Genomic DNA, 26,621 nt, shown 5'->3' with positions numbered 1-26,621 from the left:
GGCGTTGGTGGCGGCGGGTCTTGGGGGTTCCCGTCGCGGCGGGCGCCGCGTCGTACCCGCGCAGCGGCGAAACCGATAGCAGTCGCCGGCCCGAACGACCGCGTATGGGTGGGTACGACCCCGACGCGATCGACCCGCGTGCGGAGATGGAGGCCCGCGGCTGGGACGTCGTGTACAAGCCACACGAGCGCATGGCCCGCTACAACGCCTTCTACAACGTCGAGTACGAGGGCGAGCGGATCGCGCCGCCCGCCGCCCGCCGCGAGGGCGTCCCCGCGAACGAGGTGTGGCTCACCGAGTACCTCCGGCCGTACGAGCGGTACATCCTCCACCACGAACTGAACGAGATCCGCTTCCGTGCCGCCGGCTACGGCGTCGAGGAGGCCCACGAGCGAGCCCTCAGAGCCGACGACGTGTTCGCGGGCGACCCGACGTGGGAGGAGCTGTGGACGGAGATCAACGTCGTGCCGCCCGCACGCGTCACGGCGCTCCCGGGCTTCGACGGGGAGTTGTTCGCGCGCATCCAACGCAACCGACCGTACTGCGACATGGCGGAACTCGCCGCCGTCCACGGGATCGACGAGGAGCGGCACGAGCGGCTCCGCGAGGCGTTCTGGTGTTTCGACTGCGACCTGTAGGCCGGACCACGACGGCACTCCGACCCCCGCGTGCGGCCGGTTCCCCATACGGTTTTGCCCCCCCGGCCGAACGACGCCACCATGAAGCAGTACCTCTCGACCGTCGAGGACGTGATCCGGGACGGCACGTACAAGCCGAACCGGACCGGCGTCGACACGCTGTCGGCGTTCTCGGCGCACTACGAGGCCGACCTCGCGGAGGGGTTCCCCCTCCTGACGACGAAGGACCTCTCGGGCTTTCGCTGGCGGTCGCTGATCCACGAACTGCTGTGGTACCTCTCGGGCGAGGAGCACGTCCGCGACCTCCGCGAGAAGACGGGCATCTGGGACGCGTGGGCCGACGAGGAGGGACGCCTCGACACCGCCTACGGGCGTTTCTGGCGGCGGTACCCGGTCCCCGAGGAGGGGCTCGAGGGGGAGACGTGGCCCGACGACGGCCACCGCTGGCTGAACGACGACGAGCGCACGTTCGACCAGTTGGCGTACGTGCTCGACACGCTCCGCGAGCACCCCAACTCCCGGCGCATCGTCGTGAACGCGTGGCACCCCGCCAACGCCACCGTCTCGACGCTCCCGCCGTGCCACTACACGTTCGTGTTCAACGTGCAGGGCGACCGGCTGAACCTCCACCTCACGCAGCGCTCGGGCGACCTCGCGCTCGGCGTCCCGTTCAACATCGCCGCCTACTCGATCCTGCTGACCGCCGTCGCCCAGCGCACCGGCTTCGAGCCGGGCACGTTCGCTCACAGCATCGTCGACGCCCACGTCTACTGCGGCACCGGCGACCGCGGCGACTGGTACGGCGCCGACGACACGCGCGCCATGCTCGCCGAGGGGCTCGCCGACGCCGACTCCCGCGAGGAGTACGAACGCCTCGCCGACTGGGTGGAGGCGGAGGCACCCCCCGAGGCCGACGGCGACGAGCGCAAGGACCACGTCCCGGGCCTGCTCCGCCAACTCGGGCGCGAACCGCGGGAGCGGCCCGACCTCCGCGTGGCCGACAAGCCGCTCGACGAGTTGACGTACGACGACATCGAACTCCGTGGGTACGACCCCGCGCCGGGGATCGAGTTCGCGGTCGCCGAGTGATGGCGGGGGACGACACCGACCCCGCCGACCGCCCCGCGGCGGACGCCGACGTGGACGCCGCCGGGCTCCGGGTCGCGCTCGTGGCCGCCGTCGCCGCCAACGGCGTCATCGGCGCCGACGGCGGGATGCCGTGGCACTTCCCGGCGGACCTGCGCCGCTTCAAGGAGACGACGACGGGCCACCCCGTCGTGATGGGTCGACGGACGTACGAGTCGATCGCGGCCGACCTCGGCGGCCCGCTCCCCGACCGGACGAACGTCGTGCTGTCGCGGTCCGCGCCGGACCTCCCCGACGATGTGGTCGTCGCCGACTCCGTGGCCGACGCGCTGGCGGCCGCCGAGCGCACGGCGGAGGCGCTCGGCGTCGACACCGTGTACGTGATCGGCGGCGAGACGGTGTACGAGCAGTTCCTCGCCGTCGCCGACCGGCTGGTGCTCACCGAGGTCCACGAGGCGTACGACGGCGACACCGAGTTCCCGGCGTTCGACGCCGACGCGTGGGTCGAGACCGAGCGCGAGGCGCGCGACGAGTTCGACTTCGTGACGTACGACCGGCGGCGCTGACCCCGCGGCGAACGGGCGCGGCGTCCCGCCGGGGCGACCGCACCGCCGCGGCGTCGGCCCCCGAACGGCTTTCCGCCCGGCGCGTGTGCCGGCGGTATGCACCGCGCCGGGCCCGCGCTCGTCTGCTGTCTCCTCCTCGTGTGCGCCGGCTGCGTCGCGACCCCGGCGGGGTCGGGAGCCGGCGGCGACGCGACGCCGACCGCGCCGCCCGCGGGCGACGGCACGGCGCGGACCGTGGCCCCGCCCGCCGACGGCCTCCGCGTCACCGTGGTCGAGGTCGTCGACGGCGACACGCTCCGGTTCGAGTACGACAACGGCACGACCGACACCGCCCGCCTGCTCGGCGTCGACACGCCGGAGGTGTACGCCGAGAACACGCCCGCCGAGTTCGAGGGCGTCCCCGACACCGACGCCGGCCGGGCGTGCCTCGCCGAGGCCGGCGACCGCGCCAGCGCCTACGCACGCGACCGCCTGCTCGGCGAGGAGGTCGTCCTCGCGTTCGACGCCAACGAGCCCCGCCGGGGCTACTACGACCGCCTGCTCGTGTACGTCCACCACGACGGCGGCTCGGTCAACTACGCGCTCGTCGACCGCGGCCTCGCCCGCGTGTACGACTCGGCGTTCGAGCGCGGCGACCGGTTCTATGCCGCCGAGGAGCGCGCGATGGCCGCGGGTCGGGGGTGTGGTCGTGTCGCGACGGCACGCCCGGGCCCGTCGGCGGGAGCGCGACGACGGCCGGCGCCACCGACGACGGCGAGGGCGTCGTGATCGCCCGGATCCACGCCGACGCCGACGGTCCCGACGGGGAGAACCTGAACGACGAGTACGTGGTGGTCCGCAACCGCGGGGAGTCGTCGGTCGACCTCTCGGGGTGGACGCTCACCGACGCGGCCGGCTTCGGGTACCGGTTCCCCGACGGGACGACGCTCGCGGCCGATGCGACGCTCACCGTCCACGTCGGGAGCGGCGAGGACACCGACACGGACCTGTACTGGGGGCGCGACCGACCCACCCTCAACAACGACGGCGAGACGGTGACGCTGCGGGACGCGAGCGGGGCGGTCGTCGCCGAGCGGTCCACCTGACGCTTATCCCTCGGCGCGTGGAGCGGGCACGCGTGCCACACCTCCGATTCGACCTCTCGGTCCCCGTCGACGACGCCGACCGCGACGCGTTCGCCCCCCGGGTCGCCGAGACGTACGCCGACGTGATGGACACCGGCACCGACCACGTGGGCGTGATCCTCGCCGAGACCGACCCCCGGATCGGCCGGGCGGCCGACGGCGAGCCGGTCGCGGTCGTGAACGCCGACGTCCGGGCGGGGCGGACCGTCGAGCAGCGCCACGAACTCGCGCGGCGGCTGACCGCGGCGCTCGGCGACCGCTTCGGCGTCCCCGAGCACACGGTGTACGTGGTGTTCACCGAGCACCCCGGCGAGGACTTCGTCCTCGGGGGTGAGCCGCTCGCGTCGTGGGACGCCGCCGAGGCCGACGACGCCCCGCCGACCGAACGCGACGGGCGCGAGTGATCGGCCGGCACGCCTTAGCCGCCGGGGGCTGACGGCCCGTCCATGCCGAGCAAGGCTACCTTCGAGGTGTACCGCGACCACGCCGACGAGTGGCGCTGGCGCCTCGTCCACGACAACGGCAACATCATCGCCGACTCCGGCGAGGGGTACGCGAGCAAACAGAAGGCCCACGAGGGCATCGAGAGCGTGAAGACGAACGCGTCGGACGCGCCGGTCGTCGACGACGAGTGACCGGCCGGCGGCGACCGGGCCCGCACGGACGCGCCGGTGTCGCCCGGTTTCGGCGGGGCAGCTAAAGCTCCGTTTAGGGAGGCTTTTTCCGACGTGGTCCCATACCGTGGACCGATGACCGTACTCGCGACGACGATTCACGTCGGTGGTGACCGATGAGGGGTAACGACCAGCAGGCGTACGACCGCGGGACCTCGCTGTTCTCGCCGGACGGCCGCATCTACCAGGTGGAGTACGCGCGCGAGGCCGTCTCGCGCGGCGCCCCCTCGGTGGGCGTGCGCACGACCGACGGCGTCGTGCTCGCGGCGCAGGCGCAGGCGTCCTCGAGCCTGATGGAGTCGGAGTCCATCGAGAAGCTCCACAAGCTCGACGACCACGTCGGCACCGCCAGCGCCGGCCACGTCGCCGACGCGCGCCAGCTCATCGACTACGCCCGCCGGATGGCGCAGGGCAACCGCCTGCGCTACCGCGAGCCGGTCGGCGTCGAGACGCTGACGAAGTACATCACCGACCACATCCAGGAGAACACCCAGCGCGGCGGCACCCGGCCGTACGGCGCCGCGCTGCTCATCGGCGGCTACGAGAACGGCGCGCCGCGGCTGTTCGGCGCCGACCCCTCGGGCACGCCCCACGAGTGGAAGGCGACCGCCATCGGCGGCTCCCGCCAGCAGATCCAGGAGCTGCTCGAGGAGGAGTGGAGCGAGGAACTCACCCTCGACGACGGCATCGGGCTGGCGCTGCGCGCGCTGTTCGAGGCGAACGACGAGCTGTCGGCCGACGACGTGTCGCTGTCGACGGTGTCGGAGGCGGGGTACACCGCCTTCACGGCCGAGGAGATCGCCGACCTCGTCGCCGAACTCGACCTCGAACGCGACGAGGACGACGACGAGACCACCGAAGAGGAGGAGTAGGGCCCGCCGCCCCCGTCCCGGGTCGACGACGGTCCGCGACCCCGTTCTGCCGCCCGCCGCCGGTTCGCCGGAGCGGCCGCCACGCGGGGAGGGCGTGCGACCGACCCGTTTACCTTCGCCGCGCCCGCCCTCGCAGTCGTGACCGACGACGCCCACACGACGACGCTCGACCGCGTCCGCGTGTACCCCGTGAAGGCGCTCGACGGCGTCGGCGTCGACGCCGCGGCGCTCGCCCCCGGCGGCGGCCTCGCCCCCGACCGGGAGTTCGCCCTGCTCGACGCCGACGGCGACTACGTGAACGGGAAGAACGAGCGGCGGATCCACCGCGTCCGCGCCGAGTTCGACCTCGACGCTCGGACCGTCGCCCTCGCGGCGCCCCACGACGACGACGCGCCCGCCCCCGACACCTTCCGCCTCGACGACGAGGGGGACGCGCTCGCGGCGTGGGTCGGCGCGTTCCTCGGCTACGAGGTGCGGTTGGTGGACGACCGCCCGGGCGGTTACCCGGACGACACGGAGCTCGCGGGGCCGACCGTGCTCGCGACGGGGACGCTCCGCGAGGTGGCGTCGTGGTACGACGGCCTCGACGTCGACTCGGTGCGCCGGCGGCTCCGCCCGAACCTCGAAGTCGCGAGCGACGAGGCGTTCTTCGAGGACCGGCTCGTCGCCGACCGCGGCCGGCGCGTCCGCGTCCGCGTCGGCGACGCCGACCTGCTCGGCGTCAACCCCTGCCAGCGCTGTGCCGTCCCCGCCCGCGACCCCGACACGGGCGCGGAGTACCCCGACTTCCGCGCGCGGTTCGTCGAGAAGCGGCGGGCGACGATGCCCGCGTGGAGCGGCGGCGACCGCTTCGACCACTACTTCCGGCTGATGACGAACACGGTCGTGCCGGCCGAGAGCGTCGGCGCGCACCTCGCGGTCGGCGACGACGTCCGGATCGTCGGCGTCGAGGAGGAGTAGCCGCGGCGGGCGACGCGGAGAGACGGCCTTGCCCGCGGGACGCGCCCGTCTCGGGTGAGTCCCGGCCTACTCGCCGTGTTCCGCGTACTCCTCGGGCGTGTACGTCTTGATCTCCAGCGCGTGGACCTCCTTCGTCATCGCGTCGCCGACGGCGTCGTACACGAGTTGGTGTTGCTGGACGAGCGACTTCCCCTCGAAGGCGGGCGAGACGACGACGGCGGCGAAGTGGGCGTCCTCGTGGTCCGGGTCGGGCGCCCGCGGCGTCGTGACGGTCGCCTCGCAGTCCTCGATGCCCGCCTCGATGGCGGCCTCGACGTCGGCGGCGGTCATGCTCATGGGCCACGGTCGGCGGTCGCCGGGGAAAAAGCGGTCGGTGCCGACGCCGTCCCGGCGCCGCTCCCCGACGGGCTTACCACCGCCCCGCCGGATCCCTCCACCGTGACCGACGCCGGCGACGGCCCCGACCCCACGACCGCCGTCCGCGAGCGCCTGCTGGCCGAACACGGGCCGCTGTTCGACGCCGTCGACGCCTGCGCCGACGCGGTCGCCGACCGGTGGGCCGGGGACGCGACGGCCGACCGCGACGCGGTGGTGCCGGCGCTGCGCGAGGCGCTGGCGGCCGCCGGCGCGCTCGACCGGCTCCCGGCCCTCCTGGCGACCGCCGCGGACGCGCTCGGGGTCCGGCTCCCCGCCGCGCCCGTGGCGGCGCCGCCGTACCTCGTCGTGACGGCGACCGGGCCGGTGGTCCGGGCGACGCTCCCGGCGGTCGGGCGACTGGTCGTCTCGCTCGACGTGTTCGCCGTGGACCGCTCGGGCGAGACCCCGCGGTACCGCCGTGTCGACGGCGACGGCGTGGCGCTGTCGGTCGCGCTCCGGTGACGGGCGCCGCGCGCTCACCCGCGGGCGCACAGCCACAGGCCGACCGCGCCCATCAGGAAGCCGGGCGCCATGGCGACGACGCCGACCCCGACCGGACGCGCGGCGAGGCCGTCGCGAGCGAGCGCGGGGAGGAGGACGCTCAGCGCGGCCGGGACCGCGGCGACGGACAGCACCACCGCGGCCGCGACGACCCACAGGTCCCGGCTCACGGCGCCACCCTCGCCGGATCGGCGACTCGCGGCCGCGGTTCGGTGCTCGTCCGGCGGTTCGCCAGTCGCCCGCTCGTCGCGTGTCGGACCACGGAGGGGGGTGGCGCGGCCCGAGCGAGTCGCTTGTGCCGGATCCCTCCGGCGCATTCATGTGCCGGTCGGCCGACGGGTCTCGCGTGCCACGGCGCGCACACCGACGATGAAACGCGCACGGATCACCATCCACCCGCAGTCGCTCGACACCCCCGCCCTGTACGAGTACCTCACCGACTCCCCGGACGTCGAGTCGGTCCGGACGGTCAACTGGAACGTCGCCGACCCCCCGGCGGGCTTCCTCCTGCACGTCCGGGGCGACCACGAGGCGCTCGCGACGGTGCTCGCGGACGACCCCGAAGTCACCGCCCACGAGGTCGTGCCGATCGACGACCGCTCGTGTTACTGTCTGATCGAGGGGCGCGCCCCCGCCGAGTCGCGGGCGCTGTGGGAGCACTTCACCCGCGGGAGCCTGATGACGGTCCCGCCGGTCGAGTGGAACGACGACGGCAGCAGCACCGTCACGCTCGTCGGGACGGAGGCGGACGTGCAGGCGGCCGTCGCGGCGGTCCCGGGCGACATCAGGGTCGACGTGGAGCGCGTCGGGCGCGGGCGGATCGACCGGCCCGACGCGGGGGACGCGTTGACCGACCGCCAGCGGGAGGCGCTGGCGACCGCCGTCGACCTCGGCTACTACGACACCCCGCGCGGCGCGACGATCGCGGATGTCGCGGCGGCGCTGGGACGGTCGCGCTCGACGGTCGGCGAACACCTCCAGCGCGCGGAGGCGACGGTGATCACTCGGCTGTTCGAGTGAGACGCCCGGTCCCGGTTCGTCGGGCGGGGCGGGCGCGCGGCGGCCGTCGCGACTCCGGCGGAGGTAAACCGCCGCGGCTCCAGTCACTCGGTATGAACCCCGACGAGGTCCGCGACGACTGGGCGGAGCGCGAGGGGGAGTTCTCCCCGCGGTACTACGCGCACAAGGGTCCGGACGACACGAGCGAGGCCCTGCTGTCGGCCATCGAGTTCTACGTCGGCGCCGACGCGCGGGTGCTCGAACTCGGCTGTGGCTCCGGCCGCCACCTCGAACACCTCCGGCGCAACGGCTTCGACCGGCTCGCCGGCGTCGACATCAACGACGAGTCGTTCGACGTGATGGCCGAGACGTTCCCCGAGCTCGCGGAGACGGGCGAGTTCCACACGGGCGCCATCGAGGACCTGCTCCCCGAGTTCGCCGACGACGCGTTCGACGCCGTCTACTCCGTCGAGACGCTCCAGCACGTCCACCCGGACGACGCGTGGGTGTTCGAGGAGGTCGTCCGCGTCGCCGGCGACCTGCTCGTGAGCGTGGAGAACGAGGGGAACGGCGCCGAACGCGGCCGCGACGGCGCGGAGGTGAGCTACGTCAACGACGAGTTCCCGCTGTACCACCGCAACTGGAAGGAGGTGTTCTCGCCGCTGGGCGGGGTGCAGGTCGTGAAAGAGCCGACCAAGCGGGACACCATCCGGGCGTTCAAGCTCTCGTAGTCGTCGCGGTCGGTGGGGACGACGGGCCCTCGCCGTTCACGAGCCCCAAGGTCCCGTGAGTGCGAACCTCCGGGCGCGTCTGTCCCCCGCTGTCCGTCCGAGACGCCCGCTGCATGACGGCCCCGTGTTCTATTGGGCGGAGGGTCACAGGACCGCTCGGCCGTCTTTCCGAGCCGCTCGGTCGCTTCGCTCGGACACTACGAGTTGCTGGGCGGCTCGGCCCACGGACCTCGCCGCCGCTTTCCCGAGACGCTCGCTACGCTCGCGTCTCGCTTACTTCCCTTCGAACTCCGGCTCCTCGTTGGACATGAACGCCATCACGCCCTCCATGAGGTCGTCCGTGTTCATCAGCTGGCCGAACGCCTGTGCCTCGATCTCCAGCCCGGCGTCGGTGTCGTCGCGCCCCGCGAGCATCGCGCGCTTCGTGTAGCGCTGGGCGACGGGCGGGCCGGCGGCCAGGTCCTTCGCCAACTCCATCGCGCGATCCTCGAGTTCGTCGTTGGCGACGACCTCGTTCAGGAAGCCGTAGCGCTCCATCTCCTCGGCCTCGTAGCGGTCGGCCGTGAAGATGATCTCCTTGGCGCGCCCCTCGCCGACGATGTGGCGCAGGCGCTGGGTGCCGCCCCACCCCGGCAGGAGGCCGAGGTTGTGTTCGGGCTGGCCCAGCTCGGAGCGCTCGGAGGCGATCCGCATGTCCGCGCACGTCGAGAACTCCATCCCGCCGCCGAGACAGTAGCCGTCGATGCCGGCGACGACCGGCACGTCGGCGGCCTCGAACTTCCCGAACGTCGACTGCCCCTTGCGCGACAACTCGACCGAGTGCAGGGGGTCGCCGCCGCCGGCGGCCATGCTCTGCACGTCGGCGCCCGCGGAGAACGCGCGGTCGCCCTCGCCGGTGACGAGCACGGCACGCACGTCGTCGTCCCCGTCGAGGTCGTCGATGGCGACGCCGAGTTCGTCGAGCATCTCGCCGGAGATGGTGTTCATCCGGTGCGGGCGGTCGAGCACGATGTGGCCCACCTTCCCGTCGCGCTCGATCCGGATCGTCTCGAAGTCGACCCCGTCGTCCTCGTCGTCGCCGCCGTAGAAGCCCTCGCCGGCGTCGACGAGCTCGCGGAGGTAGTCGACGGCGGCGTAGCGCTCGGCCTCGGTGGCCTCGTGCCGCTCGTCGAGCGTCTCCAGCAGGGCGTCGAGGCCGGCCGCGTCGGCCATCTTCGCGGGGCCGTCGGGGAAGCCGGCGCCCAGCTTCACGGCCTTGTCGATGGCGTCGGCGTCGGCGACGTCGTTGCCGATCAGGCCGGCGACCTCGTTGGCCATCACCGCCAGCAGCGCGTGCTTCACGTCCTCGGAGACCGCGTCCGAGGGCACGTCCGCGCCGCCGTTCTCGTAGTCGTAGAACCCCTCGCCGGTCTTCTTGCCGAGGGTCTCGTTGTCGACCTTCTCCGTGAGGAGCGGGCACGGCTCGTAGGCGTCGCCGAGCACCTCGTGCATGTACTCGAGGACGTGGACGCCCACGTCGATGCCGACCTGGTCGGCCAGCTCGAAGCTCCCCATCGGGAGGCCCAGGTCGTACTTCGTCGTGGAGTCGACCTCCTCGATGGTCGCCTCGCCCTCGTGGACGAGCCACGCGGCCTCGTTCATCAACGGGACGAGCACGCGGTTGACGATGAAGCCGGGCGAGTCCTTGCGGACGCGCACCGGCGTCTTCCCCATCCGCTCGGCGACGTCCTCGACGAGGTCGAGCGTCGCGTCGTCGGTGTGGGCGCCCGAGATGACCTCGACGAGCTGCATCCGCACGGGCGGGTTGAAGAAGTGCATCCCGCAGAAGCGCTCCTCGCGGTCGGTCACCTCCGACAGCTCCGTGATCGAGAGGCTCGACGTGTTCGAGGCGAACACGGCGTGGTCGGGCGCGTGCGCCTCGACGTCGGCGTACACGTCCTTCTTGATGTCCATCTTCTCCGGCACCGCCTCGACGATCAGGTCCGCGTCGGCGACGGCGTCCTCGACGGGGACGACCGCCGTGACGCGCTCCAGGGCGGCGTCGGCCTCGGCCTCGGAGATCTGGTCCTTCTCGGCGAGTTTGCCCAGCGACCACTCGATCTGGTCGTACCCCTTCCGGACGAACTCCTCGTTGATGTCCCGCATGTGCACCTCGAACCCGGCGAGGGCGGCCACCTCCGCGATGCCGTGGCCCATGTTCCCCGCGCCGAGAACCGCGATCGTCTCTACGTCATCAACGTCCATGTGCGTCGCGTTGGAGGCCCGCCGATTCAACGTTTCCCTCCGGCCCGACGCCAACACGTCGCCCGTTTCCCGCAGTTCTCGTTCCCCGGGCTCGGTCGGGGCGTCGTCCCGGTCCCGCCGAAACCCGTTTCTCGTCGCCGTGTCCAGGGACGGCTATGCCAGTCGACTCCGACGCCGACGGCTTCGACGCCCTCGACCCCGCCGACCGGGAGGCGCTCGCCGCGCTCCGGGAGGACGACCTGCTCGGGCCGGTGATCGAGCGCCACGGCCCGCTGACCATCGACCCGGCCGACGACCCCTTCGAGCGGCTCGTCGTCTCGATCCTCCGCCAGCAGGTGTCGATGGCCTCCGCGGCCGCGACCCGCGACCGCCTGTTCGACGCCGTCGAGGTGACGCCCGCGGGGATCCTCGCGGCCGACGAGCAGGTGTTGAAGGACGCCGGCCTCTCCCGGCAGAAGACCCGATACGTGCGCAACGTCGCCGAGGCGTTCGACGACCACGGGTGGGACCGCGAGACGTTCGCCGCGATGAGCGACGACGAGGTCCGCGAGGCGCTGACGGCGATCACCGGCGTCGGCGAGTGGACCGCGAACATGCAACTGCTGTTCACGCTCGGCCGCCCGGACGTGTTCCCCGTCGGCGACCTGGGGATCCGGAAGGGGATGGAGGAACTGTACGCGAGAGAGATGAGCCGCGCCGAGATGGTCGAGGCGGCGGCTCGGTGGGCGCCGTACCGCAGCTACGCGTCGCTGTACCTGTGGCGCGCGAAGGAGGACATCGCCGAGAGCGTCGACGAGGTCGTCGGCGGGGAGTGACGACCGGCACGGCCGCTCTCGGCGCGGGGAATCGAGAGAGGAGAGAAAGGGAGCCGCGCTACAGCTCGACCGCTTCCTTCTGCCCGAGCGACTCGGGGACGGTGAAGCGGATGCTCGTAGTCGCGCCGGACATCGTGTTGATCTTGATCGTGACCTCCTCGCCCTCGTCGAGGTTACTGCTCGCGAACGAGTTCACGTCGAAGATCAGGTTGAGCCGGTCGTCGGGGTCGTTGAGAACGTTCTCGTTCCCGGCGACGTTCTTCACCGACTCGTACGAGTAGTAGTTCGACGAACCGCTGTCGTCGAGTTGGCTCTGGGTGGAGAAGTTCGACGTCGTCGACTGCAGCTGAACCGTGCCCTGTGGGCCGATCCACGTCACAGTCGCGTTGTGCACGTCGATCTCGCCGGCACCCGCGGCCTGCGTGACCGTGACGTTGACGAGGTCGATGTCGCCGGCGTCGGTGACGTTCCCGACGGTGGCGACCTCCTGGAGGCGGTTACTGACCTGCTTGCTGCTCTGTTGGCCGGTCTCCTGCGACTTGCTCTGGAGGAAGCCCGCGGTGTTGATCAGGACGCCGGCGGCGATCGCCGCCACCAGCACCATCGCGATGAACACGATGAGCGTCCCGATACCGACCTGCCCGCGCTCTTCCTCGTCCGTGATGAATTCGAACATTGGGATGTCTTGCTCCCACCCGTTCGCGACAACGAACCGGGCGTATCTACTCCGGCGGCGACGTGAGCAATATACCTTCGGCGCAAATTATCGGAGAAGATATCGGACGTGCGAGCGGCGGTCGGAACGCCGCACGGGGCCGCGGCGTCGGGGAGTTACTCGTCGTCCTCGTCGTCTTTCATCTCCGAGAGCGCGGAGACGAGGTCGTCGGTCGAGGCGCCCGCCTCGAAGCTGGCGGTGCCGTCGTGGTCGTTCTCGTGGGCGTCGACCGTCGAGCCGTCGCCCGCGTCGCCGCCGTCGTTCTGTTGCCGTTCCTGCTCGGATTCGTCGTAGCTCCCGAAGCCCATACACTCCACTCGTGAGGCGAGCGGGAAAAGCGGTCCGGCCCGCGGCCGGCGTGCGGGTCGCTCCCGAACGCTACTCCTCGAGCCCCTCCTCTTCCTCCTCGTCGAGGTCGGGGGTGTTGGCGTCGTCGGCGCGGCGCTGCACGTCGACGCGGTAGTGCTGGAGGATGTCGCGGCCGAGGAGGACGGGGTACTCCATGTGCGAACGGTCCTCGACGCTCGCGGTGACGGTGTGCTGTTCGCCGCCGATCCCGACGACGAGGTCGACGACCGGCCGCGCCTTCCCGGACTTCACCGACCCCGACTTCACGCGCGTCATGCTCTTGATCGGACCCGCGCCGATCTCTGCGGCCAGACTGGTGTCGATTGACGAGCGCGTCGCGCCCGTGTCGGACTTGGCGTACGCCTTCGTCGCGCCCTGCGTCCCGGCGACGTTCACCTCCTCGATGTAGCCGATGATCGGCACCTGACCCTCGTTGATCCGACGCCGCGACGGCATGCACGCGGGCGTCGAGTCGTCGAGCACCGCCGACAGGTCCGTCACGCGTTCGTCGTCGACGTCGCCGCCGACGCGTTCGATCGCGAGCCGCGCGATGTGGGGCGCCGGCGAGCGGCCGCTGGCCTTGAACAGGCCCTTGAACCCCGCAGTGGGGTTGACCTCCAGCACGTACCAGCCGTCGTACCCCTGTACGAGGTCGACGCCGGCGTAGTCGAGGCCGATGGTCTCGGCGGCGCGAAGCGCCATCTCGCGGGCCTCGTCGTCGAGCGAGTCGGTGGCGTCCTCCACGTCGCCGCCGAGGGCGACGTTCGTGCGCCAGTCGTCCTCCGGGGCGTAGCGGTTCATCGCGCCGACAACCTCGCCGCCGACGACGTACACGCGGGTGTCGTGGTGGCGCGCGTCGTCGCGGTCGATGAGCTGCTGGAGGAACGCCTGCCGGTTCCCGACCTGCGGGTTCACCGGCTCCGTGAGGTCGACCTTCCACGTGCCGCCGCCGTGGGTGCCGATGGCGGTCTTGTACACGCCCTCGTCGCCGAAGCGGGTGCGGCCGTCGTTGAGACGGTCGTTCGACAGCGCCAGCAGCGCGTCGGGGACGCGCACACCGGCCTCCGCGAGCGCGACGGCCGAGGCGAACTTGTGCATCGCGGTGAGGACGGCCGAGGGGTCGTTGAGGATCGGTCGCGCCCGGCCGAACGTGTGGGCGAGGCCGAGGCCCTCGGCCGGATGCTCGATATTCGACAGCAGCATCCGGTTGGCGACCACGTCGACGTCGGGTTCGATCGTCACCTCGCCGGCGTCGATGCTGACGGCGGCGTTCTCGCGGCGCAGCCAGACCGGCTCGTGGCCCAGCGCCTCGACGGCGTTGCAGATGGCTTTCGACTCCTTGCTCGTGTGCAGCGAGAGCACCCCCACACGTACCGGATCCTCGGTCATGCGTTGGTGACTCGGCGGCGGCGTGAAATGTGTCCCGGTCCGGCGAAGCCGTGTCAGGAACGGACACGGGCCACGAGGCGCCCGATACCGTCCCGGAACGTGCGGTGGGCGGCGTGGCCCCGTTCACACGGGACGGCCGTTCCCGCCCGCCCGGCTGTGGCGTGCTTTATCACCCTCCGTCGCACACCGGCGGACATGAGCGACGACGGGTCATTCACCTACAACGGCGGGCGGGTGGGCCCAGGCGAACGACAGAACATCCGGTTCGTGGTGTCGGAGACGTACCTCGGGGACCCCGTGCGCATCCCCGTGACGATCATCAACGGGGCGCGCCCGGGGCCGACGGCGTTCCTCTCGGCGGCGGCCCACGGCGACGAACTCAACGGGATCGAGGTGGTGCGGGAGGTCGCCCACGAGTGGGACCTCGAGGCGCTGGCGGGGACGCTCATCTGCCTCCCGGTGTTGAACGTCCCGGGCTTCCTCGCCCAGCAGCGCTACCTCCCGGTGTACGACCGCGACCTGAACCGCTCGTTCCCGGGCGCGGCCGACTCCACGAGCGCCAAGCGGATGGCCGCCCGCATCTACACCAACTTCATCGAGCCGTGCGACTTCGGGCTGGACTTCCACACCTCCACCCGGGGGCGGACGAACATGATCCACGTCCGCGCCGACATGGCGGACGCGGACGTCGGCCGCCTCGCGCGGGCGTACGGGACGAACGTCATCATCGACAGCGAGGGCTCCTCCGGGATGCTCCGGACGGAGGCCGCCGTCGACGGCACGCCGACGATCACCGTCGAGATGGGCGAGGCTCACCGCTTCCAGCGCGGCCTGATCGACGAGGCGCTCGCGGGCGTCCGCTCGGTGTTCGCGGAGTACGAGATGCTGGCCGCCGAGTCCGTCCGGTGGCCGGGCTGGCGCACCGTCATCACCGACGAGCGCGAGAAGACGTGGCTCCGCGCGGACGCCGGCGGCATGGTCGACATGCACTTCGAGCGCGGGTCGCTCGTCCACGAGGGGGACACCGTCTGCACGATCACGAACCCGTTCAAGGACGACAACGTCCACGTCGAGGCGCCGTTCACCGGCCTGCTCGTCGGCGTGCTGGAGAACCCCGTCGTCTACCCCGGGAACCCGCTGTGTCACCTCGTGGAGTTGGACCGCCGCACGCGGCGGGTCGTGGAGATGGAGCAGAGTCCGACCGTCGGACTGGAGTGAGGCGGCGAGGGTCGACGGGTCCCGCGCTCACTCCGCCACGCCGAGGTCGTCGTCGAGGACCACCCGGACCCGACCGTCCGGGCGCTCGAACGCGACCTCGCCCGCGGCGTCGCCGGGGAGGGCGGTCGCGTCCCACGACAACAGCGCGGCGAGGCGGTCCCACGGGCGCGCCGGGTCGGCGACGACCGTCGCGTCCTCCGTGTCGGGGTTGCCGAACAGCGGGTGCGTGACGCGGCCGCGACCACACACCGTACACACCAACTCCGCGAGCACCGGGTAGGCGGTGCCGCACGTGCCACAGGTGCGACCCGTCGGCGCGTCGTGGTCGGGGCACCGCCGGAGGCGTCGCTCGACGTCGCCGCCGCACTCGAGGCACAGGCCGTCGACCATGGCGCGCAGCCGACGGCGGAAGACGCGGTGTGCGTGCTCGAACAGCGCGGCGGGGTCGCGCCCCTCGACGGTCGCCGGCGGGAGGACGACGCCGGTGAGGGTGCCGTCGGGGGTGCCGTCGGCGCCGAACAGCCCCTCGCAGTCGCCACAGCAGGTCACGACGTGGTGGTCGCCGTAGCGGACGTGGACGTCGCCCCCGCACAGCGGACACCGCGCCGGCACCGCCGTCGGCTCGAACTCGGCCGGCCCGTCGACGACGCCGCGGTCCAGCAGCCGGACCACCTCCCGCCCCGGCTCGCGGAGCCGGTAGCCGCCGTCGACCTTCTCGACGAACCGGCCGGTGAGTTTGTCGAGGTGGTAGCTGAACTTCCCGCTGTCGCGCTCGCCGACCTCGCGGCGGAGATCGCTGTACGCGACCGCTCCCTCGCGGGGGCCGGCGGGCGGCTCCCCGGCCGCCAGCGCCCTGAGGACCGCCAGCCGGAGCCCGTCGCCGAGGAACGAGAACGCCGCGCCGGCGCGCTCGGTCGTCTCCTCGCTCATCGGTCGGGGTGGGGGATCCAGCGACAAAACAGTTCGCCCGTTCGACACGACCGCCCTCGACGGGCCCGGCTGGCTCGCGGACCGTGCGGGTGCGTCACGTAACTACTATACCACCGTAGGCCGGAGCCACAGTACGTATGAGCCAGTCGTATGACAGAGGCCTCGTCGAGGACTTCGGCCGCTGGCGGGAGTTCTCGGCGGGGATGTGGGCTTGGGTGTTCCACAAGTTCACGGGCTGGGTGCTCGTGGGCTACCTCTTCACCCACATCGCGGTGCTGAGTACCGCCATCTCCGCGGCCGGACAGTCCTCGGAGGTCATCGCGGCGAACAACGACGTGTACACCACGGTCATCGTGACGCTCGAGAGCCTGTTGGTCGTCCGCATCCTCGAGGTCGGCCTGCTCGCCGTGGCCGTCTTCCACATCCTGAACGGCTGCCGGCTGCTGCTGGTGGACCTCGGGGTCGGATTGGACAGCCAGGACAAGAGCTTCTACGCGTCGCTGATCTTGACGGGCGCGATCGTCGTCGCGTCGGTGCCGACGTTCCTCGCGGGGGTGTTCTGAGATGGCGGAGCGATACTCCTCGTTCGAGAAGGGCGGCCGCCGCTGGCTGTGGCAGCGGATCACCGCCGGGTTCCTCGTCGTGGTGCTGGCGTTCCACTTCTTCCTGCTCCACTTCGTCAACCACGCCGACGAGGTCACGTTCGCGATGTCGAGCGCCCGGATGGAGAGCCTCGCGTACTACTCGCTGATGGTGCTGTTCCTGATCACGGCGACGTTCCACGGCGTCAACGGCGTCTACAACGCCCTCGAGAACCAGGGACTGACCGGGACGCCGAAGCGGGTCGTCAAGTACACGCTGATCGCGGCGAGCCTCGTGCTCGTCGTCCAGGGGATCCGGACCGCGAACGCCTGGGCGGGCCTCCCCACCTTCTGACCAATGAGCACGCAAGTACCAGAGACCGAGACGGAGACCGAGGCCGAGACCGACGTCGAGCACAGCGAGCCACTCGCGCCCGCGCAGGAGGAGCGGATGCGCAAGAAGGCCGAGGGCCGCGCCGAGCGCGAGGAGCGCGCCCGGCGGGAGGCCGAGGAGCGCGCGAACGCCGAGGAGGACACCTACCACCTGAAGGTGTTCCGCTTCGACCCCGAAGTCGAGGGCAAACAGGAGCCGCGCTTCGACGACTTCCACGTCCCGTTCAAGAAGGGGATGACCGTCCTCGACGCGCTCATCTACGCCCGCGACACGTTCGACTCCTCGCTCACCTTCCGGCACTCCTGCCGGCAGGCGATCTGTGGGTCCGACGCGCTGTTCGTCAACGGCCGCCAGCGCCTCGGCTGCAAGACGCAGCTGTCGGACCTCGACGAGCCGGTGCGCGTCGAGCCGCTCCCGCACGCCGACGTCGAGAAGGACCTGGTCGTCGACATGGACCACTTCTACGACCAGATGGAGGCGGTCGAGCCGTACTTCGACGCCGACGAGCTCCCCGACGGCGAACTGGAGGAGCAGCGCCAGTCGCGGGCGAACCGCGAGAAGGTGAAGATGTCCACGCGCTGCATCTGGTGTGGCGCGTGCATGTCCTCGTGCAACATCGCCGCGGGCAACAACGAGTACCTCGGTCCCGCCGCGATCAACAAGGCGTACCGCTTCGCCATGGACGAGCGCGAGGGCGAGGACCGCAAGCAGCACCGGCTCAACATCATCGAGCAGGAGAACGGCGTCTGGCGGTGCCAGACCCAGTTCTCGTGCACCGAAGTGTGCCCGAAGGACATCCCGCTCACCGAGCACATCCAGGAGCTCAAGCGGGAGGCCGTGAAGAACAACCTGAAGTTCTGGTAGGCTCGGGCCCCAGCGACTCGGATCGGCACGCGATTGAAGTAGCCGGAACCCCAAGCGAGTTCAGCGACGCACGGTCGGGAATCCGGCGCGGACGGACGAGCGGACACACGACACACACCACACGACACCATGTACGAACACGACGTTATCGTGGTCGGCGCCGGCGGCGCGGGACTCCGCGCTGCCATCGCCGCCCAGGAGGAGGGCGCGGACGTTGCGATCGTCTCGAAGCTCCACCCGGTGCGCAGCCACACGGGTGCGGCGGAAGGCGGGATCAACGCCGCCCTGCGCGAGGGCGACTCGTGGCAGGACCACGCCTACGACACGATGAAGGGGTCGGACTACCTCGGCGACGCCCCCGCCATCGAGACGCTCTGTAAGGAGTCCCCGAAGGAGGTCATCCAGCTGGAGCACTGGGGGATGGCGTTCTCGCGCGAGGACGACGGCCGCGTCTCCCAGCGACCGTTCGGCGGCCTCTCGTTCCCGCGGACGACGTACGCGGGCGCCGAGACCGGCCACCAGCTGCTCCACACGATGTACGAACAGCTCGTCAAGCGCGGCATCACCGTGTACGACGAGTGGTACGTCTCGGATCTGGCGGTCACCGACGAGGAGCGCCCCGAGGACCGCACCTGCCACGGCGTCGTCGCCTACGACATCCAGAGCGGCGAGCTGTCCGGCTTCCGCGCGAAGGAGGGCGTCATCCTCGCGACCGGCGGCCTCGGCCAGGTGTTCGACCACACCACCAACGCCGTCTCCAACACCGGCGACGGCGTCGCGATGGCGTACCGCGCGGGCGTCCCCATCGAGGACATGGAGTTCATCCAGTTCCACCCGACGAGCCTGCCCAGCACGGGCGTGCTCATCTCCGAGGGTGTCCGCGGCGAGGGGGGCATCCTCTACAACAGCGAGGGCGAGCGCTTCATGTTCGAGTACGGCTACGCGAGCAACGCCGGCGAGCTCGCCTCCCGCGACGTCGTCTCCCGCGCCGAGCTGAGCGAGGTGAACGAGGGGCGCGGCATCGACGACGAGTACGTCCACCTCGACATGCGCCACCTCGGGGAGGACCGCATCACCGACCGGCTGGAGAACATCCTCCACCTCGCGAAGGACTTCGAGGGCGTCGACGGGCTCGAGGAGCCGATGCCGGTCAAGCCCGGCCAGCACTACGCGATGGGCGGCATCGAGACCGACGAGAACGGCGAGACGTGCGTCGGCGGGCTGTACGCCGCCGGCGAGTGCGCCTGCGCCTCCGTCCACGGCTCGAACCGCCTCGGCGGGAACGCCCTGCCGGAGCTCATCGTGTTCGGCAAGCGCGCGGGCCAGCACGCCGCGGGCAAGGATCTGGGCACCGCGGAGATCGAGACCGGCCAGCAGGGCGAGTACGAGCTGGGCGAGGTCGACACGCCGGTCCAGCCCGGCGAGGTCGAGCCCGCGGGCGACGCGGTCGCCGACGGCGGCGTCGCCGCCGACACCGGGTCGCTGTCGGGGCACGACGTGGTCGAGCACGCCGTCAAGCGCGAGCGCGCCCGCATCCAGTCGCTGATGGACCGCGACGACGGCGTCCAGCACGCCGAGATCCGCTCCGACGTGCAGAAGAGCATGACGCGGAACGTGAACGTGTTCCGCGAGGAGGAGGGCCTCAAGCAGGCCCTCGAGGACATCGCGGAGGCGCGCGAGCGCTACCGCGACGTGTTCGTGAAGGACCCGTCGCGCACGTTCAACACGGACCTCATCCAGACCATCGAGACGCGCAACATCCTCGACACCGCCGAGGCGATCACCCTCGGCGCGCTCGCGCGCGAGGAGTTCCGCGGCGCCCACTGGCGCGCGGAGGCGCAGGAGCGCAAGGACGACGAGTGGCTCAAGCACACGATGCTGTCGTGGAACGACGGGACGCCGGAGCTGTGGTACAAGCCCGTCATCCTCGAGGGCGAGGACAAGGAGTACGAGCCGAAGATCCGCTCGTACTGAGTCCCGCGCCGGATTCCCCGTCGATCCCTTCTCCCGTCGGTCGCGTCTCCGTCGACAGTCGAAACCGACCGCCGATCCCGGCCCGAGACCGATTTACTCGGACCCGCGTAATTCCATCTCGTCCCCGAGAACGGCAGTCAGCGCCGTCGTGCGGGCGGTTTCGACGAACGTCGTACCGTGGTTTTACGTGTGTCGAAGCGTTGTGTCACGACAAGATGGCCACGACGCAGGCGGACGCGCTCGATACGAACCCGGAGACGCCGATGACACAGGTCCCCGCGGCGGTCGACTCCCCGCGGGCGAAGCTGGTGTACCTCTACCTCGCCACCCACGGCGCGGTGTGCGAGGACGACCTCTGTGACGGCCTGTCGATGAAGCGCATCTCCCTGTACTCCATTCTGAAGACGCTGCGCGAGGGCGGGCACGTCGAGAAGGCCGACGGTCGCTACACGCTGGCGTAAGCGGTTCCGCCGTTCTCACGACGCCGACCCCCGAGCGGCGGCGCCGCGCTCGCGGACGGACGCCGGCCGACTCCGTTGGCCGCCTCCCACCGGTGGCTGTCCGGGTCGGCGAAGTCGTCCGAGGGGCCGCTCGGGTCGGTGTGTGACGGGCGTGAGGATGCTGCTCGTCGAGTCAATGGAGCGGCGACGCTCCCGGTCGTGCCGAGACTGTCGGCGGCCGTGGAGAACGGAGGACTGGTCCGCGAGGACTACCCGCCGAGGAAGTCCTTGCGGACCTGTTCGTCGGCCAACAGCGCGTCGCCGGTGTCGACGTAGGCGTTCTCGCCGTTCACGAGCACGTAGCCGCGGTCACAGCGGCGCAGCGCCTGCTTGGCGTTCTGCTCGACCATGAGGACCGCCGTGCCGTCGTCGTTGATCCGGTCGATGCGGTCGAACATCTCCTGGACGAGGTCGGGCGCGAGCCCCGCCGACGGCTCGTCGAGCAACAGGAGGTCGGGGTCGAGCATCAGCGCGCGACCCATCGCGAGCATCTGGCGCTGGCCGCCGGACATGGTGCCGGCGCGCTGGTCCGAGCGCTCCCGGAGGATCGGGAACCGCTCGTACACCCACTCGATCTGGTCCTCCGGCACCTCGTCGAGGATGTACGCCCCCATCTCGAGGTTCTCCCGGACGGTGAGGCTCTCGAACACGTTCTCGTTTTGCGGGACGTACCCGATCCCCTCGTGGATGATCTCGTCGGGCGAGCGCCCGTGGATCGTCTCGCCGTCGAACTCGACGGTGCCGCCCATGTAGGTGGTGAGCCCGAACACGGACTTCATCACCGTCGACTTGCCGGCGCCGTTGGGGCCGACGATGGTGACGTACTCGCCGTCGCCGACGTCCATGTCGACCGACGTGAGGATCTGGAGGTCGCCGTAGCCGGCGTCGAGGTCGCGGACGCGCAGCAGGCTCTCCTCGGGGAGCGCGGCGTCGGCCGCGCGGACCGCGCCGGTCGCGGCGTCGTCGGCGACCGCGTCGCCCGCGGCGGCGTCCGCCCCGTCGCCTGCCGCCTCCGCCGATCGCTCGGCGGGCTCCCGGTGGTCGGCCTCGCCGCTCATACGTCGCCTCCGAGGTACGCCTCGACGACGCGCTCGTCGCTCGTGACCTGTTCTGGGGTGCCCTCCGCGAGCACCCGTCCCTGGTGCATGACGATGACGTGTTCGCAGTTGTCCATGATGACGTCCATGTCGTGTTCCACGAAGAGGAACGTGTTCCCCCTCTCGCGGAGTTCGTGGATCCGGTCCAGCAGTTTCTCCTCCAGCGTCGGGTTGACGCCCGCCAGCGGCTCGTCGAGCAGCACCATCGACGGGTCGGTCATCAGCGCGCGCGCCATCTCGAGCAGTTTCCGCTGGCCGCCCGAGAGGTTGCCCGCGTACTCCTCGGCGAGGTGGTCGATCTCGAAGAACTCCAACTGTTGCCACGCCCGCTCCAACAGCTCCTCCTCCTCGGCGACCACGCCGTCGCGCAGGCCGGGGAGGATCGCGTGGCTGAGCCGCTCGCCCGACTGCCCCTGCGGGGCGAGCATCATGTTCTCCAGCACCGTCATGTCGGGGAGTTCGCGGGCGATCTGGAACGTCCGCACCAGCCCCTGTCGGGCGATCTGGTGGGGCGCCATCCCGGTGATGTCGTTCCCGCGGAACGTCACCGACCCCGAGGTGGGCGTGTGGACGCCCGTGATGCAGTTGAACGTCGTCGACTTCCCGGCGCCGTTGGGGCCGATGAGTCCCGTGAGCGAGCCCTCCTCGACGGAGAAGCTCGCCCCGTCGACGGCCGTGATGCCGCCGAACGTCTTCCGCAGGTCCTGTACGACGAGCGGGTGCCCCGCGGCGTCGCGCGCGCCCTGTGCGGCCGCGGCGACCTCCGCGGTGTCCTCGGCGTCGTCCGCCGTCGGCTCGGCGTCGGCGCTCATCGGTCACCCCCTCCGCGCCGTCGCCCCCGTCCGCGACCGCGTCGGCCGAGGGGTGCCGCCCTCGCCGCCCGCCCGCTCCGTCGGGCGACCCAGCGGGATGGCGGCGGCCTCCTCCTTCCGGTGGCCGAGCAGCCCCTCCGGACGGGTCTGCATCAACGCGACGAGGATGACGCCCACGAGCACGAACCGGAGCGCCGAGATGTTGCCGAGCATGTACGCGAGGAACGGGAGCACCTCGCCCTCGACGAACGGGCCGACGGCGGCCGGGAACGTCCCCGGCGTGCCGCCCAACTCGACGTAGTTGGTGACGACCCGGCGCACGTACACCGGCCCCTCCCAGATGAGGCCGGCGAACAGCGCGCCCCCGAGGACGCTGCCGGTGTTGGAGCCGGCGCCGCCGATGATGAGCGCGACCCAGATGTAGAACGTGATGATCGGCCGGAAGGCGTTCGGGTTGGCGAACCCCTGACTCCCCTGCCAGAGGATGCCGCCCAGCCCCATCAGCCCGCAGCCGAACATGAACGCGACGATCTTGAAGCGGTTCGTGTCCTTCCCGAGCGACTTCGCGACGACCTCGTCCTCGCGGATCGCCTTGAGCACGCGCCCGAACGGGGAGTTGCCCGTCCGGACGAGCAGGACGTAGAACAGCGCCACGGCGCCGACGAGCACGGCGACGTACGCCCAGTTGACGATCACCGGCGGTTCCACCGCCAGATCGAGCGTGAACGCCGGCAACGGGACGACGCCCACGAGGAACGAGTTCGGCGGGATCAGTTGGACCCGCAGTCCCTCGAACACCGGGAACAGCACCGAGCCGAGCAGCGCCGGCCCGGCGCCGGGGTCGAAGCTCTCGTAGAACAGCAGCCGGATCGGGTTGCCCGGCATCGTCTTGCCGGTCGCCCCGCCGGTGCCGGTGGTCACGCCCGCGACGGTGAACTCCTGGAGCACCCGGGAGTTCAGGCTCAGACGGATGATCTCCGAGAGCGCGACCGTGACGATGGCGAAGTAGTCCGCGCGCAGGCGGAGGGCGGGCAGCGCCGCCACCAACCCCACGACCGCGGCCGCGACGACCCCCCCGAGGATGCCGATGGGGAGCGGGAGCCCGAGGCCGGGCACCCCGGTCGGGCCGGCGTCGACCGGCGTCGACAGGATCGCCATGACGTACACGCCGACGGCCATGAAGCCCGCGATACCGATGTTGAAGATGCCCGCGTACCCCCAGTGGAGGTTCAGCGCCAACACCATCATCGCGTACACGGCGGTGAAGAAGAACACCGAGCCGAGCGCGCCCGCCAGCCCGTTGAACGGGAGGCCGAGCGCGACGGCGAACAGGAAGAAGACGGCGACGACGTGACCGAGGATGATCAGCAGTTTGTCCGTGTCGGACTCCATCCACCGGTCGTCGAGCCACGCGACGTACGGCTCCGCGGGCGGCGCGGTCGCGGCGTACAGCACCACGACCGTCAGCGAGAGGTAGACGAACCACACGAGGCTCCCGCCGATCGGGAGCGACCCCACGTCGAACCCGACGACGAGCGCGAACGCGACCAGCCCGACGAACAGGTGGCCGAGGGCCGTGCCCCACGCGACGGCGCCGCCCTGCGCCCACTGGTCGCGGAACCACGCGCGGTACGGCGTCCACCCGGGGATCTCGCGGCCGTCGCCGGCGCCGGTCGCGGCCGAGGCGTCGGCGGTCTCCGTGGGCGAACTCATGCCGTCGTCACCCCGGAGAACAGCCCCTCCGGCTTGAACAGCAGGACGAAGATCATGACGCCGAAGGCGGCGACCGTGGAGAACTCGCTGGGGATCCACACCAGCGAGAGGTTCTGTGCGAGCCCCATCGTCACGCCGCCGAACATCGCGCCGTAGATGGATCCGATGCCGCCGAGGATGACCGCCGCGAAGATGAGCAGCAGGAGGACCCAGCCGAACTGGAAGTTCATCGCGCCGCGTTCGAGCGCGATGAGGAAGCCGCCGGCGCCCGCGAGCCCGCCGCCGATGATCCAGGTGAAGCGGACGACCCGCTCGGTGGGGATCCCGGTGACGCGCGCGAGGTCCTCGTTGTCGGCCATCGCGCGCATCGCCTTCCCAAGCTTCGTGGTCTGCAAGAGGAGGTGGACGCCCAACATGAGCGTCGCGGCGACGACGACGAGCGTGACCTCGTGGCCGCCGATGGCGAGCGTCTGGCCGCCGCCGACCGGCAGCGCGAGCTCGGGCACCGACTGCGCGTCGGTGAGCCCGCGGGTGCGCTGGCCGAACACGATGTAGATCGTGTAGCGCAGCGCCAGCGCGACGCCGATCGACGCGATCAACAGGGCGATCCCCTCCTGGTCGCGCATCGGCCGGTAGACGACCCGGTCGATCGCCAGCGAGAGGACGATCGCGGCGGCCGCCGCGACGACGAGGCCGACGACGATCGCCAGCGGCGTCGACAGGATCGACACGCCGAGGTCGGTCGTCGACAGCGAGCCGATGAACAGCAGCGTCGACAGGTCGAACTGGCCGGCGCCGGCGAACAGCCACGTCACCGCCCAGCCGGCGAACGCGCCGGAGGTGACGTAGTCGCCGTGACCGAAGTTCGCGAAGTTCAGGATGCTGTACGTCATCGAGAGGCCGACGCCGGCGAGCCCGATCGAGAGGCCGACGACGAGCCCGTCCCAGAGATACGTGGCGAGTCGGGCGGTCGACAGCCCGCCGGGCGTCGCCAACTGGCGGACGACGTCGAACCCGAGCAGCGCGAGGACGGCCGCCACGACGAGGACGAACGGCCGTTCGACGGCGAGTTCTCTGCCGCGTGTGTACGTTTCGCTAATGCCCATTGGTGTTCCTTCTCACGGTTCGAGAGGTGGCCCGATACACTTAACCGTTCTTTCAGCGCCGCCGGATGGTCGACGCGCCGACAGGTTCTCCCGGCGGCACAAACGCCAAGCCCGGGCGGCACGCACGTCCCATCGATGACTCGCGACGGCTCGGACGACGGGAGCGGCGGGCGCGTCGCGATCGAACGGGGGAGCATCGAGGACGTCGACGCGGTCGCCGGCCTGTGGATCGAACTCGCCGAGGGTCAGCGACCGCACGGGACCCACCTGCTCGCCGGTCCCAACCGTACCGCGGCCGCCGACGCGGTCGCGCGCGCGGCCGTCTCCGGCGGACTGTTGGTCGCGACGGCTCGCGGCCCGGACCGAGGCGACGACGACGGCGACGACCTCGTGGGGTTCGTCAGCTTCGGCCGGGAGGACGGCCGATACGCCCAGGACGTCGCCCGCGGGGTCGTGTACAACCTCTACGTGCGACCGGCGTACCGGGACCGGGGCGTCGGATCGCGGCTGCTCGAACGCGCCGAGGCCCTGTTGGCCGACGGCGGCGCCGACGTCGTGTCGTTGGAGGCGATGGCCGCCAACACGAACGCCCGCCGCTTCTACGAACGGCACGGCTACGCGCTCCACCGCGTCGAGTTGGAGAAGCACTTGCCCGGTGCCGGAAGCGATAGCAATTAAACGGAGGCTCCAGTAGTAACGCACCGCGCCGGGGGAGCATGGGCGGTGCATGCACTCGACTTGTAATCGAGACTTCGCGGGTTCGAATCCCGCCCCCGGCTCTCCAGCCGGCTCGCGGCGTCGCGGCCGCCGACGGCGGGTCGACCCCCGGGCGTGTCCCGCGGGATCGGAGCACTCGAAATCCGGTGTGTCCCTCCTCGGAACGGTCGCGGCCGCGGCGCCCCCGTCGAAGCAAGGTATATACACGTCGCCCCACTCACCTCACGTATGAGCGCCGACTCTCAGGACGACGGCGGCGAGGACGAACTGCGCGAGCGCGTGACGAACTTCCTGCGCCGCAACTTCCCGCAGATCCAGATGCACGGCGGGAGCGCGGCCATCCAGCACCTCGACCGCGAGACGGGCGAGGTCCACATCTCGCTGGGCGGCGCCTGCTCCGGGTGCGGCATCTCGCCGATGACGATCCAGGCGATCAAGTCGCGCATGACCAAGGAGATCCCCGAGATCAACGAGGTCGTCGCCGACACCGGGATGGGTTCGGGCGCGGACGGCGACCTCGGCGGCATGGGTCACTCCGACGGCGGCATGTCCCCCTCGTTCCCCGGCGAGTCCTCGGACGGCGAGGACGACGAGGGGCCGCAGGCTCCCTTCTGAGCGGCGCCGGTCGCCGACCGA

Annotated in this window: 30 protein-coding genes, 1 tRNA gene and 1 pseudogene; 21 read left to right on the top strand and 11 right to left on the bottom strand. The window is 71.1% G+C overall.

What is annotated here, in order from left to right; all coding sequences use genetic code 11:
* Positions 1 to 104 precede the first annotated feature (104 nt).
* The 8 genes and pseudogenes from P0R35_RS03765 (at position 105) to P0R35_RS03725 (ending at position 5,920) form a co-directional block, all read left to right on the top strand.
* A complete protein-coding gene (locus P0R35_RS03765; protein WP_284013893.1) occupies positions 105 to 638 on the top strand; it encodes a hypothetical protein in 534 nt (177 codons plus the stop codon).
* A gap of 81 nt (positions 639 to 719) precedes the next feature.
* Positions 720 to 1,727: a thymidylate synthase gene (thyA, locus tag P0R35_RS03760; RefSeq protein WP_284013892.1), complete on the top strand. Its 1,008-nt coding sequence runs from the start codon at positions 720 to 722 to the stop codon at positions 1,725 to 1,727.
* Positions 1,727 to 2,290: a dihydrofolate reductase gene (locus P0R35_RS03755; RefSeq protein WP_284013891.1), complete on the top strand. Its 564-nt coding sequence runs from the start codon at positions 1,727 to 1,729 to the stop codon at positions 2,288 to 2,290. The genes thyA and P0R35_RS03755 overlap by 1 nt, the downstream gene beginning before the upstream one ends.
* Positions 2,291 to 2,386: 96 nt before the next feature.
* A pseudogene (locus tag P0R35_RS03750) lies at positions 2,387 to 3,375 on the top strand (lamin tail domain-containing protein).
* A gap of 32 nt (positions 3,376 to 3,407) precedes the next feature.
* Positions 3,408 to 3,818, top strand: a complete 411-nt coding sequence (locus tag P0R35_RS03740) for a tautomerase family protein (RefSeq protein ID WP_284013888.1) — start codon at positions 3,408 to 3,410, stop codon at positions 3,816 to 3,818.
* 42 nt (positions 3,819 to 3,860) lie between these two features.
* Entirely contained in the window at positions 3,861 to 4,049 is a 189-nt protein-coding gene (locus tag P0R35_RS03735; protein WP_284013887.1) for an HVO_2922 family protein, read from the top strand.
* 155 nt (positions 4,050 to 4,204) lie between these two features.
* Entirely contained in the window at positions 4,205 to 4,960 is a 756-nt protein-coding gene (gene psmA / locus P0R35_RS03730; RefSeq protein ID WP_284013886.1) for an archaeal proteasome endopeptidase complex subunit alpha, read from the top strand.
* A 138-nt stretch (positions 4,961 to 5,098) separates the two neighbouring features.
* The gene (locus tag P0R35_RS03725) at positions 5,099 to 5,920 is read left to right on the top strand and encodes an MOSC domain-containing protein (RefSeq protein WP_284013885.1); all 822 of its coding nucleotides are present in this window, start codon (positions 5,099 to 5,101) and stop codon (positions 5,918 to 5,920) included.
* A gap of 66 nt (positions 5,921 to 5,986) precedes the next feature.
* Here the strand turns inward: P0R35_RS03725 and P0R35_RS03720 are convergent, their stop codons facing one another.
* Positions 5,987 to 6,250, bottom strand: a complete 264-nt coding sequence (locus P0R35_RS03720) for a BolA family protein (protein ID WP_284014692.1) — start codon at positions 6,248 to 6,250, stop codon at positions 5,987 to 5,989.
* 108 nt (positions 6,251 to 6,358) lie between these two features.
* On the opposite strand from P0R35_RS03720, the gene P0R35_RS03715 reads away from it, so the two are divergent.
* Positions 6,359 to 6,799 (top strand): DUF7988 family protein, encoded by a 441-nt coding sequence (locus P0R35_RS03715; RefSeq protein ID WP_284013884.1) that lies wholly within the window; start codon positions 6,359 to 6,361, stop codon positions 6,797 to 6,799.
* A gap of 14 nt (positions 6,800 to 6,813) precedes the next feature.
* On the opposite strand, the gene P0R35_RS03710 is transcribed toward P0R35_RS03715, so the two are convergent.
* Complete coding sequence (locus P0R35_RS03710; protein WP_284013883.1) at positions 6,814 to 7,008, bottom strand: hypothetical protein; 195 nt, start codon at positions 7,006 to 7,008, stop codon at positions 6,814 to 6,816.
* 199 nt (positions 7,009 to 7,207) lie between these two features.
* Between P0R35_RS03710 and P0R35_RS03705 the strand changes: the two genes are divergently transcribed.
* A complete protein-coding gene (locus P0R35_RS03705; protein WP_284013882.1) occupies positions 7,208 to 7,858 on the top strand; it encodes a helix-turn-helix domain-containing protein in 651 nt (216 codons plus the stop codon).
* A 92-nt stretch (positions 7,859 to 7,950) separates the two neighbouring features.
* The gene (locus P0R35_RS03700) at positions 7,951 to 8,568 is read left to right on the top strand and encodes a class I SAM-dependent methyltransferase (RefSeq protein ID WP_284013881.1); all 618 of its coding nucleotides are present in this window, start codon (positions 7,951 to 7,953) and stop codon (positions 8,566 to 8,568) included.
* A gap of 273 nt (positions 8,569 to 8,841) precedes the next feature.
* Here P0R35_RS03700 and P0R35_RS03695 read toward each other — a convergent pair whose 3' ends face one another.
* On the bottom strand, positions 8,842 to 10,812 hold the full coding sequence (locus P0R35_RS03695) for a 3-hydroxyacyl-CoA dehydrogenase/enoyl-CoA hydratase family protein (RefSeq protein ID WP_284013880.1): 1,971 nt from the start codon (positions 10,810 to 10,812) through the stop codon (positions 8,842 to 8,844).
* A gap of 155 nt (positions 10,813 to 10,967) precedes the next feature.
* On the opposite strand from P0R35_RS03695, the gene P0R35_RS03690 reads away from it, so the two are divergent.
* On the top strand, positions 10,968 to 11,627 hold the full coding sequence (locus P0R35_RS03690; RefSeq protein WP_284013879.1) for a DNA-3-methyladenine glycosylase family protein: 660 nt from the start codon (positions 10,968 to 10,970) through the stop codon (positions 11,625 to 11,627).
* A gap of 58 nt (positions 11,628 to 11,685) precedes the next feature.
* Here the strand turns inward: P0R35_RS03690 and P0R35_RS03685 are convergent, their stop codons facing one another.
* From P0R35_RS03685 to P0R35_RS03675, 3 genes are all read right to left on the bottom strand, one after another.
* A complete protein-coding gene (locus P0R35_RS03685) occupies positions 11,686 to 12,303 on the bottom strand; it encodes a flagellin (protein WP_284013878.1) in 618 nt (205 codons plus the stop codon).
* A gap of 155 nt (positions 12,304 to 12,458) precedes the next feature.
* Positions 12,459 to 12,650, bottom strand: a complete 192-nt coding sequence (locus P0R35_RS03680; protein WP_284013877.1) for a DUF5786 family protein — start codon at positions 12,648 to 12,650, stop codon at positions 12,459 to 12,461.
* 70 nt (positions 12,651 to 12,720) lie between these two features.
* Complete coding sequence (locus P0R35_RS03675) at positions 12,721 to 14,079, bottom strand: putative ATP-dependent zinc protease (RefSeq protein WP_284013876.1); 1,359 nt, start codon at positions 14,077 to 14,079, stop codon at positions 12,721 to 12,723.
* A gap of 195 nt (positions 14,080 to 14,274) precedes the next feature.
* Here P0R35_RS03675 and P0R35_RS03670 point away from each other — a divergent pair, with 195 nt between their 5' ends.
* On the top strand, positions 14,275 to 15,297 hold the full coding sequence (locus P0R35_RS03670) for a succinylglutamate desuccinylase/aspartoacylase family protein (protein ID WP_284013875.1): 1,023 nt from the start codon (positions 14,275 to 14,277) through the stop codon (positions 15,295 to 15,297).
* A 27-nt stretch (positions 15,298 to 15,324) separates the two neighbouring features.
* Here P0R35_RS03670 and P0R35_RS03665 read toward each other — a convergent pair whose 3' ends face one another.
* On the bottom strand, positions 15,325 to 16,227 hold the full coding sequence (locus P0R35_RS03665; protein WP_284013874.1) for a DUF7351 domain-containing protein: 903 nt from the start codon (positions 16,225 to 16,227) through the stop codon (positions 15,325 to 15,327).
* Positions 16,228 to 16,364: 137 nt separating this feature from the next.
* Here P0R35_RS03665 and sdhC point away from each other — a divergent pair, with 137 nt between their 5' ends.
* The 5 genes from sdhC to P0R35_RS03640 all read left to right on the top strand — a co-directional run bounded on the left by sdhC (position 16,365) and on the right by P0R35_RS03640 (position 20,501).
* Positions 16,365 to 16,790, top strand: coding sequence for a succinate dehydrogenase, cytochrome b556 subunit (gene sdhC / locus P0R35_RS03660; RefSeq protein WP_284013873.1), 426 nt, complete (start codon positions 16,365 to 16,367; stop codon positions 16,788 to 16,790).
* 1 nt (position 16,791) lies between these two features.
* Positions 16,792 to 17,163 (top strand): succinate dehydrogenase hydrophobic membrane anchor subunit, encoded by a 372-nt coding sequence (locus P0R35_RS03655; protein ID WP_284013872.1) that lies wholly within the window; start codon positions 16,792 to 16,794, stop codon positions 17,161 to 17,163.
* Between the two features lie 3 nt (positions 17,164 to 17,166).
* On the top strand, positions 17,167 to 18,066 hold the full coding sequence (locus tag P0R35_RS03650) for a succinate dehydrogenase/fumarate reductase iron-sulfur subunit (protein WP_284013871.1): 900 nt from the start codon (positions 17,167 to 17,169) through the stop codon (positions 18,064 to 18,066).
* Positions 18,067 to 18,195: 129 nt separating this feature from the next.
* Complete coding sequence (locus P0R35_RS03645) at positions 18,196 to 20,040, top strand: FAD-binding protein (RefSeq protein WP_284013870.1); 1,845 nt, start codon at positions 18,196 to 18,198, stop codon at positions 20,038 to 20,040.
* Positions 20,041 to 20,255: 215 nt separating this feature from the next.
* On the top strand, positions 20,256 to 20,501 hold the full coding sequence (locus tag P0R35_RS03640; protein ID WP_284013869.1) for a TrmB family transcriptional regulator: 246 nt from the start codon (positions 20,256 to 20,258) through the stop codon (positions 20,499 to 20,501).
* A gap of 248 nt (positions 20,502 to 20,749) precedes the next feature.
* On the opposite strand, the gene P0R35_RS03635 is transcribed toward P0R35_RS03640, so the two are convergent.
* The 4 genes from P0R35_RS03635 to P0R35_RS03620 are packed head-to-tail and all read right to left on the bottom strand — an operon-like array spanning position 20,750 to position 25,268.
* Positions 20,750 to 21,598, bottom strand: coding sequence for an ABC transporter ATP-binding protein (locus P0R35_RS03635; RefSeq protein WP_284013868.1), 849 nt, complete (start codon positions 21,596 to 21,598; stop codon positions 20,750 to 20,752).
* A complete protein-coding gene (locus tag P0R35_RS03630; RefSeq protein WP_284013867.1) occupies positions 21,595 to 22,449 on the bottom strand; it encodes an ABC transporter ATP-binding protein in 855 nt (284 codons plus the stop codon). The genes P0R35_RS03635 and P0R35_RS03630 overlap by 4 nt, the downstream gene beginning before the upstream one ends.
* A 3-nt stretch (positions 22,450 to 22,452) precedes the next feature.
* On the bottom strand, positions 22,453 to 24,162 hold the full coding sequence (locus P0R35_RS03625; protein ID WP_284013866.1) for a branched-chain amino acid ABC transporter permease: 1,710 nt from the start codon (positions 24,160 to 24,162) through the stop codon (positions 22,453 to 22,455).
* Positions 24,159 to 25,268, bottom strand: a complete 1,110-nt coding sequence (locus P0R35_RS03620) for a branched-chain amino acid ABC transporter permease (RefSeq protein WP_284013865.1) — start codon at positions 25,266 to 25,268, stop codon at positions 24,159 to 24,161. The genes P0R35_RS03625 and P0R35_RS03620 overlap by 4 nt, the downstream gene beginning before the upstream one ends.
* Positions 25,269 to 25,403: 135 nt before the next feature.
* On the opposite strand from P0R35_RS03620, the gene P0R35_RS03615 reads away from it, so the two are divergent.
* The 3 genes from P0R35_RS03615 (at position 25,404) to P0R35_RS03605 (ending at position 26,600) form a co-directional block, all read left to right on the top strand.
* The gene (locus P0R35_RS03615) at positions 25,404 to 25,946 is read left to right on the top strand and encodes a GNAT family N-acetyltransferase (RefSeq protein ID WP_284013864.1); all 543 of its coding nucleotides are present in this window, start codon (positions 25,404 to 25,406) and stop codon (positions 25,944 to 25,946) included.
* 27 nt (positions 25,947 to 25,973) lie between these two features.
* Positions 25,974 to 26,047 (top strand) — tRNA-Thr (locus P0R35_RS03610).
* A 166-nt stretch (positions 26,048 to 26,213) separates the two neighbouring features.
* Positions 26,214 to 26,600: a NifU family protein gene (locus tag P0R35_RS03605; RefSeq protein WP_284013863.1), complete on the top strand. Its 387-nt coding sequence runs from the start codon at positions 26,214 to 26,216 to the stop codon at positions 26,598 to 26,600.
* Positions 26,601 to 26,621: the final 21 nt, after the last annotated feature.

The organism is Halobaculum litoreum (assembly GCF_030127125.1).
GTDB classification, from domain to species: Archaea; Halobacteriota; Halobacteria; order Halobacteriales; family Haloferacaceae; genus Halobaculum; species Halobaculum litoreum.
This window is presented reverse-complemented; position numbering and strand designations above follow the sequence as displayed.

Bases quoted from the DNA above. Each gene is read 5' to 3' on its own strand.
- P0R35_RS03650 (WP_284013871.1), top strand. From the start codon at position 17,167: ATGAGCACGCAAGTACCAGAGACCGAGACGGAGACCGAGGCCGAGACC.
- P0R35_RS03665 (WP_284013874.1), bottom strand. From the start codon at position 16,227: ATGAGCGAGGAGACGACCGAGCGCGCCGGCGCGGCGTTCTCGTTCCTC.
- P0R35_RS03755 (WP_284013891.1), top strand. From the start codon at position 1,727: ATGGCGGGGGACGACACCGACCCCGCCGACCGCCCCGCGGCGGACGCC.
- P0R35_RS03620 (WP_284013865.1), bottom strand. From the start codon at position 25,268: ATGGGCATTAGCGAAACGTACACACGCGGCAGAGAACTCGCCGTCGAA.
- P0R35_RS03690 (WP_284013879.1), top strand. From the start codon at position 10,968: ATGCCAGTCGACTCCGACGCCGACGGCTTCGACGCCCTCGACCCCGCC.
- psmA (WP_284013886.1), top strand. From the start codon at position 4,205: ATGAGGGGTAACGACCAGCAGGCGTACGACCGCGGGACCTCGCTGTTC.
- P0R35_RS03615 (WP_284013864.1), top strand. From the start codon at position 25,404: ATGACTCGCGACGGCTCGGACGACGGGAGCGGCGGGCGCGTCGCGATC.
- P0R35_RS03675 (WP_284013876.1), bottom strand. From the start codon at position 14,079: ATGACCGAGGATCCGGTACGTGTGGGGGTGCTCTCGCTGCACACGAGC.
- P0R35_RS03720 (WP_284014692.1), bottom strand. From the start codon at position 6,250: ATGACCGCCGCCGACGTCGAGGCCGCCATCGAGGCGGGCATCGAGGAC.
- P0R35_RS03685 (WP_284013878.1), bottom strand. From the start codon at position 12,303: ATGTTCGAATTCATCACGGACGAGGAAGAGCGCGGGCAGGTCGGTATC.
- P0R35_RS03655 (WP_284013872.1), top strand. From the start codon at position 16,792: ATGGCGGAGCGATACTCCTCGTTCGAGAAGGGCGGCCGCCGCTGGCTG.
- P0R35_RS03630 (WP_284013867.1), bottom strand. From the start codon at position 22,449: ATGAGCGCCGACGCCGAGCCGACGGCGGACGACGCCGAGGACACCGCG.
- P0R35_RS03635 (WP_284013868.1), bottom strand. From the start codon at position 21,598: ATGAGCGGCGAGGCCGACCACCGGGAGCCCGCCGAGCGATCGGCGGAG.
- P0R35_RS03695 (WP_284013880.1), bottom strand. From the start codon at position 10,812: ATGGACGTTGATGACGTAGAGACGATCGCGGTTCTCGGCGCGGGGAAC.
- P0R35_RS03605 (WP_284013863.1), top strand. From the start codon at position 26,214: ATGAGCGCCGACTCTCAGGACGACGGCGGCGAGGACGAACTGCGCGAG.
- P0R35_RS03705 (WP_284013882.1), top strand. From the start codon at position 7,208: ATGAAACGCGCACGGATCACCATCCACCCGCAGTCGCTCGACACCCCC.
- thyA (WP_284013892.1), top strand. From the start codon at position 720: ATGAAGCAGTACCTCTCGACCGTCGAGGACGTGATCCGGGACGGCACG.
- P0R35_RS03625 (WP_284013866.1), bottom strand. From the start codon at position 24,162: ATGAGTTCGCCCACGGAGACCGCCGACGCCTCGGCCGCGACCGGCGCC.
- P0R35_RS03645 (WP_284013870.1), top strand. From the start codon at position 18,196: ATGTACGAACACGACGTTATCGTGGTCGGCGCCGGCGGCGCGGGACTC.
- P0R35_RS03640 (WP_284013869.1), top strand. From the start codon at position 20,256: ATGGCCACGACGCAGGCGGACGCGCTCGATACGAACCCGGAGACGCCG.
- P0R35_RS03700 (WP_284013881.1), top strand. From the start codon at position 7,951: ATGAACCCCGACGAGGTCCGCGACGACTGGGCGGAGCGCGAGGGGGAG.
- P0R35_RS03735 (WP_284013887.1), top strand. From the start codon at position 3,861: ATGCCGAGCAAGGCTACCTTCGAGGTGTACCGCGACCACGCCGACGAG.
- P0R35_RS03680 (WP_284013877.1), bottom strand. From the start codon at position 12,650: ATGGGCTTCGGGAGCTACGACGAATCCGAGCAGGAACGGCAACAGAAC.
- sdhC (WP_284013873.1), top strand. From the start codon at position 16,365: ATGAGCCAGTCGTATGACAGAGGCCTCGTCGAGGACTTCGGCCGCTGG.
- P0R35_RS03670 (WP_284013875.1), top strand. From the start codon at position 14,275: ATGAGCGACGACGGGTCATTCACCTACAACGGCGGGCGGGTGGGCCCA.
- P0R35_RS03765 (WP_284013893.1), top strand. From the start codon at position 105: ATGGGTGGGTACGACCCCGACGCGATCGACCCGCGTGCGGAGATGGAG.